This is a genomic window from Rhizobium sp. P2_G2, assembly GCF_056403555.1.
The window spans coordinates 184,448-199,493 of record NZ_JBFUFF010000001.1 but is presented as its reverse complement, the minus strand read 5'-3'; the positions used below and the strand labels follow the sequence as shown (position 1 = coordinate 199,493).

13 protein-coding genes are annotated in these 15,046 nt (G+C 61.9%); 4 read left to right on the top strand and 9 right to left on the bottom strand.

Features of this window, described 5'->3' with window-relative positions; translation table 11 throughout:
- Nucleotides 1-51: 51 nt before the first annotated feature.
- On the bottom strand, nucleotides 52-1,104 hold the full coding sequence (locus tag AC1D06_RS00915) for an NAD(P)-dependent alcohol dehydrogenase (protein WP_477875385.1): 1,053 nt from the start codon (nucleotides 1,102-1,104) through the stop codon (nucleotides 52-54).
- A 222-nt stretch (nucleotides 1,105-1,326) separates the two neighbouring features.
- Here AC1D06_RS00915 and AC1D06_RS00910 point away from each other — a divergent pair, with 222 nt between their 5' ends.
- Nucleotides 1,327-3,201 carry a sigma-54-dependent Fis family transcriptional regulator gene (locus AC1D06_RS00910; protein WP_477875384.1) on the top strand — a complete coding sequence of 625 codons (1,875 nt, stop codon included), beginning with the start codon at nucleotides 1,327-1,329 and terminating at the stop codon, nucleotides 3,199-3,201.
- Between the two features lie 17 nt (nucleotides 3,202-3,218).
- Here the strand turns inward: AC1D06_RS00910 and AC1D06_RS00905 are convergent, their stop codons facing one another.
- The 6 genes from AC1D06_RS00905 to AC1D06_RS00880 form a co-directional block, all read right to left on the bottom strand.
- On the bottom strand, nucleotides 3,219-3,614 hold the full coding sequence (locus tag AC1D06_RS00905) for a VOC family protein (RefSeq protein WP_477875383.1): 396 nt from the start codon (nucleotides 3,612-3,614) through the stop codon (nucleotides 3,219-3,221).
- A gap of 152 nt (nucleotides 3,615-3,766) precedes the next feature.
- Nucleotides 3,767-5,902 carry a beta-galactosidase gene (locus AC1D06_RS00900; RefSeq protein ID WP_477984280.1) on the bottom strand — a complete coding sequence of 712 codons (2,136 nt, stop codon included), beginning with the start codon at nucleotides 5,900-5,902 and terminating at the stop codon, nucleotides 3,767-3,769.
- A gap of 15 nt (nucleotides 5,903-5,917) precedes the next feature.
- The gene (locus AC1D06_RS00895; protein WP_477875381.1) at nucleotides 5,918-7,054 is read right to left on the bottom strand and encodes an ABC transporter ATP-binding protein; all 1,137 of its coding nucleotides are present in this window, start codon (nucleotides 7,052-7,054) and stop codon (nucleotides 5,918-5,920) included.
- 22 nt (nucleotides 7,055-7,076) lie between these two features.
- On the bottom strand, nucleotides 7,077-7,928 hold the full coding sequence (locus AC1D06_RS00890) for a carbohydrate ABC transporter permease (RefSeq protein WP_477875380.1): 852 nt from the start codon (nucleotides 7,926-7,928) through the stop codon (nucleotides 7,077-7,079).
- Entirely contained in the window at nucleotides 7,928-8,812 is an 885-nt protein-coding gene (locus AC1D06_RS00885) for a carbohydrate ABC transporter permease (RefSeq protein ID WP_477875379.1), read from the bottom strand. Before AC1D06_RS00885 ends, AC1D06_RS00890 begins: the two co-directional genes overlap by 1 nt.
- 407 nt (nucleotides 8,813-9,219) lie before the next feature.
- Nucleotides 9,220-10,494, bottom strand: coding sequence for an ABC transporter substrate-binding protein (locus AC1D06_RS00880; protein ID WP_477984278.1), 1,275 nt, complete (start codon nucleotides 10,492-10,494; stop codon nucleotides 9,220-9,222).
- Between AC1D06_RS00880 and AC1D06_RS00875 the strand changes: the two genes are divergently transcribed.
- The 3 genes from AC1D06_RS00875 (at nucleotide 10,469) to AC1D06_RS00865 (ending at nucleotide 13,312) form a co-directional block, all read left to right on the top strand.
- Nucleotides 10,469-10,774, top strand: coding sequence for a hypothetical protein (locus AC1D06_RS00875; RefSeq protein WP_477875377.1), 306 nt, complete (start codon nucleotides 10,469-10,471; stop codon nucleotides 10,772-10,774). The two genes, AC1D06_RS00880 and AC1D06_RS00875, sit on opposite strands and share 26 nt — an antisense overlap.
- Entirely contained in the window at nucleotides 10,707-11,861 is a 1,155-nt protein-coding gene (locus AC1D06_RS00870) for an ROK family protein (protein ID WP_477875376.1), read from the top strand. Before AC1D06_RS00875 ends, AC1D06_RS00870 begins: the two co-directional genes overlap by 68 nt.
- Before the next feature lie 242 nt (nucleotides 11,862-12,103).
- On the top strand, nucleotides 12,104-13,312 hold the full coding sequence (locus AC1D06_RS00865) for an MFS transporter (RefSeq protein ID WP_477984276.1): 1,209 nt from the start codon (nucleotides 12,104-12,106) through the stop codon (nucleotides 13,310-13,312).
- Nucleotides 13,313-13,346: 34 nt separating this feature from the next.
- Here AC1D06_RS00865 and AC1D06_RS00860 read toward each other — a convergent pair whose 3' ends face one another.
- A complete protein-coding gene (locus AC1D06_RS00860) occupies nucleotides 13,347-13,703 on the bottom strand; it encodes a RidA family protein (protein ID WP_477875374.1) in 357 nt (118 codons plus the stop codon).
- A gap of 126 nt (nucleotides 13,704-13,829) precedes the next feature.
- Complete coding sequence (locus AC1D06_RS00855) at nucleotides 13,830-14,948, bottom strand: NAD(P)/FAD-dependent oxidoreductase (protein ID WP_477984274.1); 1,119 nt, start codon at nucleotides 14,946-14,948, stop codon at nucleotides 13,830-13,832.
- Nucleotides 14,949-15,046: the final 98 nt, after the last annotated feature.

The window sequence follows — 15,046 nt, the reverse complement described above, 5'->3', positions numbered from 1 at the left end:
CGGGGAGCTCAGCGGCATTGTCGGCCGCGCGGCGCGTGGCCGGGCGACCACTCAGGGGATGAGCACCGCACGGCCATGGATTTTGCCGTTGGCGAGGTCCTTGAGCGCCTGGTTGGCGTCAGCAAGCCGGTATTCCACCGTCGTCAGGTCGACGAGGCCGCGGTCGGCAAGCGCCATCAGCTCGACCAGCTCGGCCCATGTGCCGACGAGGTTGCCGATGATGTTCTTCTCGCTGATCACCATGTCGACGGTCGGCACGCGAATCTCCTCGCCATAGCCGACGACATAGTAGCTCCCCATCGGCCGGGTCATCGCGAGACCCTTGGTTGTCGTTCCCTTTTCACCGACGAAGTCGATCACCGCCTCCGCGCCCTGGCCGCCGGTCAGTTGCAGCACGGCCTCGACCTCGTTGCCATCGGCCTTGACCAGCTTGTCGGCGCCGATCTTGCCGGCGAGTTCCAACGATGCATCCGACTTGTCGACGACGATCACGTCGGCCGCGCACATGGCCTTCAGGCACTGGATGGCGATGTGGCCCAGGCCGCCGGCGCCGATGACGACGCAGCTCTCGCCTGGCAACAGCTGCCGCGTCGCCTTCTTGACGGCGCGATAGGCGGTCAGCCCGGCATCGGCATAGGGCGCGACCTCCTTGGGCGCCAGCGTCTTTGGCAGCGCCACGATATTGCGCTCGGAGGTGCAGAGATATTCGGAGTAACCGCCATTGCAGTCGAGGCCGGGGAACTTGCCAGGACCGTGCATGTCGAAGCCGCGCCGGCAGGCAAGGCAGGTGCCGCCCGAAATCTTCGGATGGACAATGACGGGATCGCCGACCTTGATGCCCTCGACCTCCTTGCCGATCGCCTCGACCCAGCCGGCATTTTCATGGCCCATGATCAGCGGCAGCAGCGCATTGCCATCCGGGTCCATATGCGGCCGCCAGACGCCTTCGATAATGTGCAGGTCGGTGCGGCAAACCCCTGCGCCGCCGATCCGGACAATGACATCGGTGGATTTGGTGATTCTGGGATCGGCGACCTCCTGCAGCGAGACCCATTGGTCGGCCTTCAGGTTGTCGTCATATTTGGTCAACACTTGCGCTTTCATGCTTCTTCTCCTCCATTGCCGGGATCTGCGCCCGTCGAGAGGAAGGGAGCAAGCGCCATGCCATCTGAAAATACCGAGCATTATCAGAGGCATGATGGATGTTCGCGATCTTGGCGCCGTCCAGTGCCTGAACGAAGTGGACAGCGGCACTGTCCAGTTTCTGTCTATTGCGCCGTCTCCCGCGGCTGCTAGCCTGTTGCAATGGATGCCTGAGGAGGAGACATGCAGCATCTTTCCGGAATGGACCGCGCCCGCACCGCGCTGGAACGGGGCGAGCGGTTTCCCGTCGGCGCCCTGCAGCCGCTCGTCGCCGACAGCTGGCAGCGTTGCCGCGACGCCAATCTCGACCCACGCGGCCGCCCGCGCCACAGCGTCATCGCCTTTGCCGATGTCAAGCGAAGGCGCGAGGCCAATGCGGCGATGCGGCTATTGGCGCTCGCCGAGATGCAGCTGCTCTATTCGCAGATCGCCGGCTCGAATTTCATGATCGCACTTGGCGACGCCGACGGCATCGTGCTCGATACGATCAGCGACCAGCAATTTGCCGACAGCGAGGCCGGCCGGTCGATCATTCCCGGCAGCATGTGGAACGAGAGCGAGCGCGGCACCAATGCGCTGGGCCTGGCTGGCATGATCGGCGCGCCGGTGGCGATCTACGGCCGCGAGCATTATTTCGCCTGCCACGGGCATCTGAGCTGCATGGCGGCGCCGATCTTCAATTCCGCCGGCGAAATCCTCGGCCTGCTCGATGCCTCCTCAGCCCATGAGGCGCGGCAGGAGCACACGCATGCGCTGGTGCGGATGGCCGCCGCCCAGATCGAGAACGGCCTGATCTACCAGGATAGCGCCAAGAGCTTCGTCTTCGCCTTCCATCCGCGCGCCGAATATCTCGATACGCTCTCGGCCGGGCTGATCTCCGTTTCGCTCGAAGGCGAGGTACTTTCGATCAACCGGCCGGGCAAAGCGCTGCTTTCCGGACTGGCCGCGACGCCGGGCCATCCGTTCGACAGCCTGTTCGAGGCAGGCTTCGGCACGGCCATTGACGGGCTCCTGAACGGCGGCGTCATCCGCCTGCGCGACCGGGCGGGCAGCGGCGTCTTCATGGTCTGCCGGCAGATCGGCGCCCGCCAGACGGCGATGGCGAAACGCCCCTCGCCCGCAATGCCGACGCTGCTCCAGCGAGAGGATGCGCCGGACTTCGTCGCCGACGATTCCCAGATCAAGCGCTCGCTTGTCGATCTCGCCGAGGCGGCCGCGCTTTGCATGCCCGTGCATATCTGCGGCGAAACCGGCACCGGCAAGGAGCTGATGGCACGGCATGTCCACCGGCTGAGCGGTCGCAAGGGCGAATTCGTCGCCGTCAATTGCGGCGCCGTGCCGGAAGAACTGTTCATCGCGGAAATCTTCGGCCACGAACGCGGCGCCTTCACCAATGCGCGCGCCGAGGGCTCGCCGGGACTGGCGCGCGCCGCTGATCACGGCACGCTCTTCCTCGACGAGGTCGCCGATATCCCGCTCGCAGCGCAGACCTCGCTTCTCAGGTTCCTCGACAGCATGGAAATCCGTGCTGTCGGCGGACAAAAGGCACAGAAAGTGGACATACAGATCGTCTCCGCCACCAACCGCGACCTCGAAGATATGGTGGCGCAGCGACAGTTCCGCGCCGATCTCTATTATCGCCTCAACAGCTTTCTCATCCGCCTGCCGCCGCTGCGCGCACGCAGCGATTTCGGCAGCGTCGTCCGCCACCTGATGGACAGGATGGCGCCCGGCACGCCGGTGACCGACGCGGCAATCACCGCACTTTCGCGCCGGCCCTGGCCGGGCAATATCCGCGAGCTCAAGACCGTGCTGCAGCGGGCGCTGGTGCGCAGGCGTGCAGACTATATCGACGAAGGCTGTTTCGACGAGGCCGGACCGGTGGCCGATCTTGCGCGCGACTGCTGTGAGGAATGCCGAAGCCGGCCGCTCAGCCGGGCCAAATGCCAGGAGATCCGTGCCGTCTATCGCAAGACCGGCGAGAACATTTCGCGGACCGCCCGCGACCTCGGCCTTTCCCGAACGACGGTCTATAAGCATGTCGAGCCAAGCCGGTAGCGGGACCCTCGCCCGTCCTAAAGATAGCGGCCGCTACGCTTTAACACTTCGATCTTGTAACCATCCGGATCGCTGATGAAGAAGAACCGCGCCAGCTTCTTGCCATCGTGGTTGAAGTCGATGAGCTTGCCGGGATTGAGCCCGAGCGACGCGAGCCGCGCGTGCTCGGCATCGACATCGTCAACGGAGAGGGCAAGATGTCCGTAGCCGTCGCCGAGCGTATAGGGTTCGGTCCGGCCCTTGTTGACCGTCAGCTCAAGCTCGAACGGAGTATTTTGGTTGCTGAGATAGATGAGCGTGAACGTCTCGAAATCCAGCCGATCTGCAACAGCAAGATCGAAGGCCTGGCGGTAAAAATCGACCGATCGCCGCTCGTCGAGCACCCGGATCATCGAATGGATCATCTTTGCCATTGGCTTGCCTCGTCAGTTTGCAGGTTTTTAAGACCTGTAACACTTCCTTCGACAAAGGGGCAGTAAGAGGCTACCGCGCGGAGGTAGAGGCGATCGTCAATCGGCTGCCAGCAGTCTGCAGCAGCCGATCGTGTACGCATAGTGCGCTCGCCTCAGAACCGAATGACCGCGCAACCATGCGGTGCCAGGGTCAAATGAGAACGCACATTATCGCCTGTGAGCATGTCGATCCCCGCAGGCAGCGATGTCACGGTGACAGGCGCTTCATCGGTGTTGAGAACGAACATCAGCTTGCGGTCCGCGGCTTCGCGAACGGTCACTTCCACTGTTTCCGGAAGGTCTGCAACGAGCGGTGCGATCCCAGCACGACCGAACAACTGGTCGGCCAACCCCTCGACCAGTGATGCCGTCAGATATGTTCCCATGTAGACGGCATGACCCTTGCCGGATTTGCGGCTGGTGACCATCGCCCGGCCGGCGGCGAAGCGGCTGCTCCACTTGCCCAGGGTTTCGACATCGGCATCGATATCGAGGATTTCGTAAAGATGCGCCGCTTCATGCTCGCGGTTGCCGAGCACGAATTTGTAGCGGCGGGCCGCCGAACTGGATGGAAGCTGTGTCGCCGGATTGTGCATGCCGAATTCAGTGCCTTGCAGGCCGAAAAGGCCGCCTGCCCCCGGCTCGGTCACCCGGCCGAACTCCTCGACACGCACGCCGCACAGTTTCGACAATGCGCCAACGGGCGCCTGGACCGTCGGGATATGATTGTTGGCGTCCCGCGTCGCGGTCATCGCACCGAATACGACTGTACCGCCATTGTTGACGAACTCCTCGACCTTGGCATCCCATTCGGGCTTCCACATCACCCAATGGGGAACGTAGAGGAGCTTGATCCGGGAAAGATCGTCTTCGGGATGGATGAAGCCGCAGGCGATGCCGTTCGAATAGCAATAGCGATGCAGGTGGACCGCGTCTTCAAACGGGCTCGGCAACCCGATCGGATAGGTCTTATAGGCTTCCTGGTTGTCGAAATCGGCGCCTGCGATGGCTACGTCCATGCGCACCGTCGTGCCGAGCAGGTCGTTCTTTATTTTGGCAATGTCGGACGCGAATTCCGCCGCTTCCTTGTACCGGCGGCGCGGAACGTCATCGTGATCGATAATGCCCATCCAATAGATTTCCGCACCGTAATGCGCCGGACGCCAGCGGAAAAACATCAGCCCGTCGGCACCACGAGCCACCGAACTCATCGCCATGCGCCGCATTTCGCCCGGCTCCGGCGTCATCGTCGAGAAACCGGGCTGGCTGCCGAAGCCCGACGCCTGCTCGGGCACGATGAAATTGCCGCTATAGGCGCGGCAGACATCGAGATGCAGTGCCTGCGTCGCAGCATGCCCGCCGGTGCGGCGCATCTCGTCATAGAGCATCGGATAGATGTCGAAACCGAGAAAATCGAGGTCCTGCCCGAACTGACCGCGGAAATCGATGTCTTCGAGCCGGCCCAGATTGTGGAAGATGAACCAATCCGGATTGGCGGCGCGGAGGATTTCGACCTGATCGTGCTGGAAGGCAGCCGTCGCATGCGCCAGGAAACGGTGATAGTCCTGGACATGCCCGGGGGACGGAAAGCCCGGATTGTGTTGCCGCGGCGCGGTGATCTGGTCGAAATCGTCATAGGCGGTCGCCCAGAAATTTCCGCCCCAGGCGAAGTTCAGCGCGGCGATGTCCTTGTATCTGTCGCGCAGGTAGCGGCGGAATTCGCGTTCCGTGGCCTCCGAATAGGAGGTCGAGACGGTAGTGTTGAGTTCGTTGTCGGTCTGCCAGCCGATGACGTCGGGATTACCCCCGTAATGATCGGCCAGCGCCTGGGTGATGCGCCGGCTGTGCATCCGGAAAACCGGGCTGTTGGTGTCGGCATGCTGGCGGGAGCCATGGCTGGCGGTGCGGCCACTCTGGTCAACGCGCAGCACTTCGGGATAGGTCGATGTCAGCCAGCGCGGCGGCGTCGCGGTCGGCGTGCAGAAGATGGTCTTGATGCCATGGGCGCCCAGCACCTCGATCGCCCTGTCGAAAAGCGAGAAGTCGAACGTGCCTTCGCGGGGTTCCATGATATGCCAGGCAAACTCACCGAGGCGGATAGTGTTGAAGCCGGCAGCCGCCATCCGCTCGGCATCGCGCTGCCAATAGCTTTCGTCGACATGTTCGGGGTAATGCGGCGCGCCGATCAGGAAGGTGTCAATATTCAGGGTGCGCCAGACCGATAACGGCGCTGGTGTGGTGCGATTCATTTCACTTGTCCTTGTTCAAGTTTTCGCGGAAGGCTTGGGAGGAGTGACGGTGCGGCCGTCGGCCGCGAAGAGATAGGCGTCGCGCGGATCGAAGCCGACCGTGATTTTGGCGCTCGGCGCGAATGGCCTTATGTCGCCGATCTGCACCGTGAAAGCGCCGGTGCCGCTGTCGGATCCGGTGGTGACGAGATCACCGGCATCGGCATAGACGATCGTCTCGCGGCCGAGATATTCCGTGAGACGGACCTCTGCCGAAAACGACAAGGCCGCCGTTTGGTCATCGATGCGCAGCTTTTCCGGGCGCACGCCGACGGTCACCACATCGCCAACCTTCACGGGTTCCGCCAATGTGTTGAACTCGACCGCCAGGCCGCCGGCGCAATCGATCTTCGCCGATCGGTCGTCTGCCGCGACCACCTTGCCGGCCACGAAATTCATCCGCGGCGCACCGAGAAAGCCGGCGACGAAAAGATTGATCGGATTGCCGTAAAGGTCCAGCGGCGCACCCACTTGCTCGATCCGGCCCTTGTTGAGCACGACGATGCGGCTCGCCATGGTCATCGCCTCGACCTGATCATGAGTGACATAGATCATCGTCGAGCCAAGCTGGGCATGCAACGTCGCCAGTTCGACACGCATCTGGGTGCGGAGCGCCGCGTCGAGGTTCGACAGCGGCTCGTCGAACAGGAAAACATCGGGCGACCGGGTGATCGCGCGGCCGATGGCGACGCGCTGCCGTTGCCCACCCGACATCTGCTTCGGCTTCTTGTCGAGCTGCTCTTCCAGCCGGAGGATACGGGCCGCACGCGCCACGGCAGCATCGATTTCCGCCTTCGGACGCCGGGCCATCCTGAGGCCGAAGCCCATATTCTCGGCCACCGTCATGTGCGGATACAGCGCATAGGACTGGAACACCATGGCAATGCCGCGCTCGCCCGGCTCCAGCTTGGTGACATCCCGGCCTTTGATGAACAATTGGCCGGACGAGACGGTCTCAAGACCCGCAATCGTCTTGAGCAACGTGGACTTGCCGCAGCCCGACGGTCCGACCATGACGACGAACTCGCCTTCGCCGATGCTGAGGTCGATATCCCTCAGCGCATGGAAGCCGCCATAATGTTTCTGCACGCCCTTGATTTCTACGCTGGCCATGGAAGCGATCCTTCGATTGGTGTCAGCCCTTCACCGCACCGACCGTCAGGCCGGCGATGAAGTGGCGTTGCATGAGGAAAAACATGACGACGGGCGGGATCGCGACCATGATCGTGGCCGCGGCCACCAGGTTCCACGAGGATACCCACTCGCCACGGAGATTGCTCAATCCGGCCGTCACCGGCTTGACCGCGTCGCTCTGCGTCAGCACGATCGCCCAGAAATAGTCGTTCCAGACGAAGGTGAAGGTGAGGATGGCGAGCGCCGCCAGGGCCGGACGCACCAACGGCACCACGACGTGGATGAGCGTCTGCCATGGCGATGCTCCTTCCGCCCGCGCCGCCTGGAAGAGCTCGTCGGGAAGCGCTGCAATGAAGTTGCGCATAAACAGCGTCGCGAACCCCGTCTGGAAGGCGACGTGGAAGATGATCAAGGCGTAATAGGTGTCGTAGAGATTGAGCGACACCATGAGATCGCGCACCGGGATCATCATGATCTGGGCCGGAAGGAAATTGCCGCCGACGAAAAGGGCAAAGATCAGATTCGCACCGCGAAACCGGTAGCGGGAGAGCACATAGCCCGTCAGCGTCGAGAGCACCAGCACGCCGATCACCGACGGCGCGGTGATGATCAGGCTGTTGAGGAAATAATGCGCCATGGCAGTCTGCTTGAACACCGCGGTGTAGTTTTCGATGAAGTGAAAACTCTTCGGCCAGCCCCAGTAATTGCCCGCCATCACTTCCTCGAAGGAGCGCATGGAGGTCGCCATGACGGCGATCAGCGGCACCAGCCAGAGGATCAGAACGAGGGCGACAAGGCTGACATAGAGAGTACGCCTGAGCGGCGCGTCTTCGGCAATGGGACGGGGATACATCAGACGCCCTCCTCTTCCGGTTTGAGCAGCGTGCGCAGATACCAGGCGATGAACGCCGCCATGATCACGAAAAGTACCGTCGCGATGGCCGCACCATAGCCAAAGCGGTATGAGAAGATGGATTGCTCATACATCTGGTAGGCAAGCACCTCGGAGGAGCCGAACGGCCCGCCCGTGGTCATCACCGCCACCATGTCGAACGAACGCAGAGCGCCGATGACGGTGACGGCAAGCGCGATGAAGCTCACCTCGCGCAATTGCGGCAGGATGATGTGCCAGAGCATATGGAAGCCGCGTGCGCCATCGACGCGGCCGGCCCCGATCAGGTCGTCGCTGAGGTTGTTCAACCCGGCAAGGAAGAGGACGAGGCAGAAGGCGATCTGTGGCCACAGCGCCGCGATGACGACGGCAAAGGTGACGAGGTGCTCGTCGGACAGCAGCGCGGGCGCCGTGGCTCCGAACTGGACGAAGATCAGCGACAGCAAGCCGAAGGTCGGATCATAGAACCAGGTGAAGACGACGCCGACCGTGACCGACGCCAGGACCAGCGGCACGAAGAACAGCGATTTCAGCACCCGCATGCCGCGGATCGGCTGGTTGAGCAGCAGCGCCAGGGCCAGCCCGATCGGCGGCGCCAGCATGAACATCGCCAGCCAGATGACATTGTTCTTGAGCGACACATAGAACTGGGGATCGCCGAACAGCTCGGCATAGTTGGCGAACCCCACCCATTGCTTGACGCCGACGCCGTCCCAATCGAAGAACGACACCCAGATCGTCTGGATGGAGGCGATGATGATCACGACACCGAAAAGCACGGCTCCCGGCATGATGAACAGCGTTGGGGCGATCCAATGCCTGTGGCGTCGCCATAGTCCTGACATGTCAGACACCTCTGAGTTTTTTAAACAGGGACCGGGGTCAAAGCCGGGCTTCGAGGGGTAATCGCATGCGAAAAAAAAGACCCTCTCTGGCCTGCCGGCCATCTCCCCCACAAGGGGGGAGAAGACTTGTGGAACCGCCTCGACCCAATTAAGGCCTCCGCGGTAAGGCCGGGTTAGCGCCTCCCCCTTGTGGGGGGGAGAGACTTAGCTTGCCGCGCCATCTTCGCGCCAATTGAGGCAGGGAGAGTGCCGCGAGTCTTCTCCCCCCTTGTGGGGGAGATGGCCGGCAGGCCAGAGAGGGTCTTTCCGCTATGCGACTATTCTGGAGCTCCAGGCGGGCACGCGATATGGGGCGCGTGCCCGCCCGAAATGCGGTGCGTTAGGGAGAATCGCGACCGCTGCCGACCTTAGGCCTTGAAGATGCGCTTGCGCGTTCCTTCGAGGCGTTGGAGAATCTGGTCGCGGCGTTCCGGCTTGACCATGAATTCCTGGAAACCCTTCAGGCCCTCTTGTGCCATGTCCGGATCGGTGTCGCGGTCGTAATATTGCGCCGAACCCGCGACGGTCTTCAGGGATTCGACTGCCGCGTTGACCAGCGGATCGTTGCTTGGCGGGCAGTCGCTGCGCGGCGGCACGCCGCTTTCGGCTTCGATAAAGGCGCCGAGATTTTCCGGCTTGTAGAAATAGGCCAGGAAGTCACGGGCGCCCTGCTTGTTCTTCGCATTGGCGGGGACATGGACGGAATTGAGGGCGAAATCCTCGTAACGGGCCATGCCGGGCACGATTTCGGGGAAAGGCGCAAAGGCGATCTGGTTCACCTGGTCAGGCGGGAAGCCATACTTGATGAAGCCGCCGAGATCCATCATCGCCGCCTTCTTCTGGGCGAGCGCGGCTGCGGCCTGTTCCCAACCTGAAGAGGTGTGGTTCGGGCTGAACAGCCCGCCCTTGATCATCTCTTCCCATTTGTCGAAGACGGGTTTCAGGGCCGGGTCGGTATAGGCCATCTTGCCGTCCATCAGCTGGATGTGCTTGTCGAGGCCGTTGATCCTGAGATTCATATGGTCGAACCATCCGGCGGCCGGCCACATTTCCTTGGTGCCGATGCTGACCGGCACCATGCCCGCCGACTTCGCCTTCTCGCCAAGTGCGAAGAGTTCATCGACAGTCTTGGGCGCCGTCCAGCCCTTGTCGGCGAACACGTCCTTGCGATAGAACATGCCCCAGAGAAGGCCCGCGAGCGGCAGGCCGTATTGCTTGCCGTCCACCGTGACCGCGCCCGTCGCCGGGCCGAGGACCTTCTTATAGTCTTCCTTGGCGAACAGGTCGGAAATGTCGTCGAACAGGCCGCGCTTGACGAAGGCCTTCATGCGGTTGCCCGAGAACCAGAAGCAGACATCCGGCGCCCCGACGACGAGATAGCTGCGGATCGCCGTCTTGTGCGCCTCGTGATCCATATTGTTGATCGTGACCTTGATGCCGCTCTCCTTGGAGAAGCCGTCGGCGATCTTCTGCAGCACGCCGCGCTGTCCGGCGTCGCCGATATTGGAGATGATCGTTATCTCCTTGGACTGCGCGATCGCAGGCGCGCCAAGCGCGGCGCCAGCGAGCACCGTCCCCGCACCCAGGATGAATTGACGGCGCGACGGCGCCGCCCTCATGAGCAATGTCGTCAAATCATTCATGAAAGTCTCCTCCAGACAAAGCTTCGCCGCCGTCGCACAGGCCTCTCCCGTGCGATCTCCGCCGAAATCCGATGTGATTGTTCGCTACCGCGATGCAGCGATGAAATATCGAGCCGCGGCACACTCCTCAATTGCCAACGAAGCCAACCTAGCTTACTTTCGGCAATTGGACAATATTTATTTTAACAAAAAAAATAAAGGCGCAGACAGCCATGAAGATCAATGCCACCATGTCGCGGGCGCTGAACCGCCGAATGGTCCTCAACCATCTCCGTCGTGACGGACCGATGTCGCGCGCCGACATCACTGCGCTGACCGGCTTGAGTCCGGCGGCTGTCACCTTCGTCGTCGCAGAATTGATGGACGAGGCGCTGGTGCAGGAGGGGGAAGCGATCGCCAATGTCAAGGGGCGGCCATCGACACCGATCGACATCAATTACGGTTCGCGGCTGGCCTTCGGTTTCAAGCTCAACAAGGACAGCATCAACTGCGTCCTGACCGATCTGTCGACCACAGCACTCGCCTCGATCGACGTGGCGATATCGGACACGACGCCGGATGGGATCACCGGGTCGATCGCCAACACGATCCCCGCTTTGCTAGCCATCGCCGGCAGAAACGAATCTGACGTCATGGGTATCGGCGTGTCAATCCCCGGCGAGATAGATCCGGTGACGGGTACGTGCATCCAGAGCCCGAGATTCGGCTGGGAAAGTCTTCCCTTCGCCGAACTCATGGCAGAGCGCGTCAAAGTCCCCGTGTGGATCGACGACGACGTCAACGCCTTCGGCATTGCCCAGAAACTGTTCGGGGCAGGAAGGGATCATCAGAATTTTGCGGCGCTAGCGATCGGCGCAGGCATTGGCTGCTCGCTGGTGATCAAAGGTGAAATATACCATGGCGGCAGAAGTGCTGCCGGAAAACTCGGCCACATCACGTCGGTGGTGGACGGACGGCGATGTGAGTGCGGCCGGCGCGGCTGCCTGATGGCGCACGCGGCCGAGCCTTACATGCTCGACGAATGGGAACGCCTGGCGGGAGCGCCGATCTCACGTGACGGCTTCGTCGAGGCGGCGACCAGTGGATCGGAACTGGCGATCTCCATCCTGCGGGATGCGGGTTCGCGCGTCGGACGGCATCTGGCCGATGTCGTCAACATGCTGGATCCCGATGTGATCATCGTCGGCGGCGAAGCGGTGCAGTTCGGAGAACTCCTGCTTGGCCCTATCCGGGAGACGATGGAGCGGTTCTGCTTCTTCTCGAAGCCCGAATTGATCCCCGACTGGGTGTCGAACTCCTGGGCGCGCGGCGCCGCCGCCTTGGCGACGCAGAACATTTTCGACTTTCAGCGGACACCGAGTGGTTGACGCCAACCCGACACGTCTTCAAAGGCCGGTCGACGTGAGCGCTGCCTAACCCGCAATTGCCTCCGACGCAGTTCCATGCGATCAACCAAGCAGGTTTTGGAATGACACGCATCGATTCAATTGGCTTGTAACTTAAGGTGGAATGCGGATAACTGCCTGCATCCATTCCATGGTGCGGCTGGCTTTGATTCCATCCGTCCTCCAACTGTCCGGATATCCGCTTCATAGACTGCCATACTCCGATGTTTCATTCCCTGCGCCACATCCGCGCCCATCCGCAATTGCTGCTCCTCGCCCTGATGATCTTTGTCCAGGGCTCCGCCTATGGCTCGACCCTGCCCTATCTTTCGATCACGGCGATCCGGGAACTGGGCATGAGCGATCAGGCCTATTCGGTCCTGGTCTTCGTCACATCCGTGTCTGCGGTGACGATCAGCGTCTCCCTTGGCATTCTTTCCGACCTGATCGGTGACCGGCGCAGGATCATGATCGCCATGGCGCTGATGGGGGTGCTCGGCTACGGCGCCATCTGTCTTTTCCCTTCGGTGCCGGTCTTCATTGCGGCGACTGCATTCGTCATCCCGCTCTTCCAGTCCGTCAGTTCGCTGATCTTCGTGAGCGTTCGGGCGGAAACGGCCGACCTTCCTAGCCGGGATGCCGCCCAGATCAACGCCACGGTCCGCGCCTTCATGTCGGCTGCCTGGGTGGTCATGCCGGCGGCGATGGGCCTTGCATTTGCCGGCTCTGCGAGCATGACCGGTGCCTGGGGCGTCGCCGGGATCTGCGCGCTGGCGATCTTTTTCTGCTCCGTGTTCCTGCTGGCAAAGCCGGCGAGCGATGGGAGCCGGCCGAAATCGCAAGCGGGTTTCTTCTCTGCACTCGGTGAACTTGCGACGCCAGTCATGCTGGCGCGGACGGTTTCCATGGCTGCGTTGACCGGCACGATCCGGCTTGCAAGCACGCTCTGGCCATTGATCCTCACCGTCGAACTTGGCGGCAAGACCGCCGATGTCGGTATCATTGCCGGCATGATCGCCCTTCTGGAGATCCCGTTCATGCTGATGTGGGCCAATCTGCTGAAACGACTCGATATTCTCTCGATCCTGGTGATCGCCGGTCTGATCTATGCCGGTTTCATGGCGGCGCTCAGCCTGGCAACCGCACCCTGGCAGATCTACACCCTGACCACCCTCGCAGCCGCCGGCGCTGCGGCATTGCTGTCAATGCCGCTGACCTATTTCCAGGATTTATTTCCGGGCCGGCCAGGCCTTGGCACGTCGTTCAATCCGATCAATACCTTTGTGGGAAGCGGGCTGACAGCACTGACCTTTGCCATCGGCACGCATTATCTGGGCTATTCAGACACGGCCTGGCTCGGCGTCGCCATGGCGCTTGCCGGCATTCTCGGCCTTGTCCTGCTCGAAAAACACCGGCCGGCCGTGGTCACCTGATCGCGGCAGCAACTGACCGCGATTCTGATTTGGGTCAGGCGCCGGTCGCGGCGATGATACCGATCTCGACGGTGAATTCCGGACCAGCGAGCTTGGATTCGACAGTGGCGCGGCCCGGCGCCTGACCCGCCGGCAGCCAGGCCTCCCAAACCGGGTTCATCTCGTCGAAGGTCGATATGTCGGACAACCAGATAGTGGCCGAGAGAAGCCGCGTCTTGTCGGAGCCGGCGCGGGCGAGCAGCGCATCGATATTGTCGAGGATGTTCTGGGTCTGCTCGGCGACGGAGGCGCCGGGCGCGCCAACGGCGACCTGGCCGGCGAGGAATACAAAGCCGTTGTAGACCACAGCCTGGCTCATGCGGGAACCTGGGTCGAAGCGCTGGATGTTCATGGATTCTCCCTTAAAGGAATTTTCGATCGGCATTACGAATGACTCCCTTTGCTCTCAAAGGTTCGTTCCACGTTGCATATGCTTCATTTGGTTCAAGGCCGCCAGACCGGACCTTTCATCCCGATCTCAGAATCGTGCCGGCGAGAATGCAGCCGGGTCCAGCCCATGCTGCCTAAAACTCTCCGGCGCTTGGCCTTCCGTCAGCAAAGCGGCGGCCAGTGATCCAAGCGCCGGCGAACTGAGGATACCGTAGCCGCCTTGGCCGGCGAGCCAGAAGAAGCGCTGGTGATCCGGCGCCGCGCCCAGCATCGGCAGCCGGTCGGCGGCAAAGGAGCGCATGCCGGCCCAGCTCTTGGCAACGCGCTTGACCGACAGCGTCGTCGCCTGTTCGAGATGATGCGCCGCCCAGGCGATGTCGATCTCCTCGGGTTGCACGTCGGCCGGATCGCAGGGCGTTTCATCGGATGGCGACACGAGCAGCCGGCCGGCATCGGGCTTGAAATAGAAGCTGTCGTCGAGTTCGCTGACTTCCGGCAGTTGGTTGGCATCGATATCGGCAGGCAGATCGACAAGAATTGCGGTTCTTCGATGCGGCACCACGCCTTTCGCACGAACGCCGAAGCAATGCGCCACCGGATCGGCCCAGCCGCCTGCCGCATTGACGACCGTCCTTGCCTGGACAGTGCCATCAGGCGTGTCGATCTGCCAGTGCGTGCCAATGTCCCGCGCATTGAGGATTTCGGCCCGGTTCAGGATATCGACACCTGCATGACGGGCGCCTTTGATATAGCCCTGCAACAGGCTTTCGACCTCGATATCCCAGAAATCCGGATCATGGTAGGCGGCCGCCACATGGGCTGGATTAAGAAACGGCACCATTTCGAGCGCCTCATCCGTCGACAGCATGCGCAACGGGGCATAAGCCACTTCCCGTGCGAAATGGTCACGCAATCGCTCGACCTTGTCGGGCTCGCAGATGATGATGCCGCCACGACGCTTGAGCAGCGGGATATCGGTAAAGCCATCCGGAGGCGCGTCGAAAAAGCTTCGTGAGATCGCCGCGAGCTTGCAGACCTCGTCACTATTGTAGCGCAGCACGAATTCCGCCGCCGAACGTCCGGTCGAGTGATAGCCTAGGCTATCCTCACGCTCCAGCACGACCACCGAGCGCTTGCCGCCGAGGAAGTAGGCGAGCGACAGCCCGGCAATGCCGCCGCCGATGATGGCAATGTCATAGACCTGCATGAATTCCCCCCTCGGTCAAAGCCGAGCCGCCGTTTCGTCCCGCTCAACGCAGATGCTCGTCGCAGGCATTGCGACAGACCCGACCAAAAGCGGAGATT

What these genes read in the sequence shown, in the direction of transcription:
- AC1D06_RS00915 (WP_477875385.1), bottom strand. Translation starts at nt 1,104, where the DNA reads ATGAAAGCGCAAGTGTTGACCAAATATGACGACAACCTGAAGGCCGAC.
- AC1D06_RS00910 (WP_477875384.1), top strand. Translation starts at nt 1,327, where the DNA reads ATGCAGCATCTTTCCGGAATGGACCGCGCCCGCACCGCGCTGGAACGG.
- AC1D06_RS00905 (WP_477875383.1), bottom strand. Translation starts at nt 3,614, where the DNA reads ATGGCAAAGATGATCCATTCGATGATCCGGGTGCTCGACGAGCGGCGA.
- AC1D06_RS00900 (WP_477984280.1), bottom strand. Translation starts at nt 5,902, where the DNA reads ATGAATCGCACCACACCAGCGCCGTTATCGGTCTGGCGCACCCTGAAT.
- AC1D06_RS00895 (WP_477875381.1), bottom strand. Translation starts at nt 7,054, where the DNA reads ATGGCCAGCGTAGAAATCAAGGGCGTGCAGAAACATTATGGCGGCTTC.
- AC1D06_RS00890 (WP_477875380.1), bottom strand. Translation starts at nt 7,928, where the DNA reads ATGTATCCCCGTCCCATTGCCGAAGACGCGCCGCTCAGGCGTACTCTC.
- AC1D06_RS00885 (WP_477875379.1), bottom strand. Translation starts at nt 8,812, where the DNA reads ATGTCAGGACTATGGCGACGCCACAGGCATTGGATCGCCCCAACGCTG.
- AC1D06_RS00875 (WP_477875377.1), top strand. Translation starts at nt 10,469, where the DNA reads ATGAGCAATGTCGTCAAATCATTCATGAAAGTCTCCTCCAGACAAAGC.
- AC1D06_RS00880 (WP_477984278.1), bottom strand. Translation starts at nt 10,494, where the DNA reads ATGAATGATTTGACGACATTGCTCATGAGGGCGGCGCCGTCGCGCCGT.
- AC1D06_RS00870 (WP_477875376.1), top strand. Translation starts at nt 10,707, where the DNA reads ATGAAGATCAATGCCACCATGTCGCGGGCGCTGAACCGCCGAATGGTC.
- AC1D06_RS00865 (WP_477984276.1), top strand. Translation starts at nt 12,104, where the DNA reads ATGTTTCATTCCCTGCGCCACATCCGCGCCCATCCGCAATTGCTGCTC.
- AC1D06_RS00860 (WP_477875374.1), bottom strand. Translation starts at nt 13,703, where the DNA reads ATGAACATCCAGCGCTTCGACCCAGGTTCCCGCATGAGCCAGGCTGTG.
- AC1D06_RS00855 (WP_477984274.1), bottom strand. Translation starts at nt 14,948, where the DNA reads ATGCAGGTCTATGACATTGCCATCATCGGCGGCGGCATTGCCGGGCTG.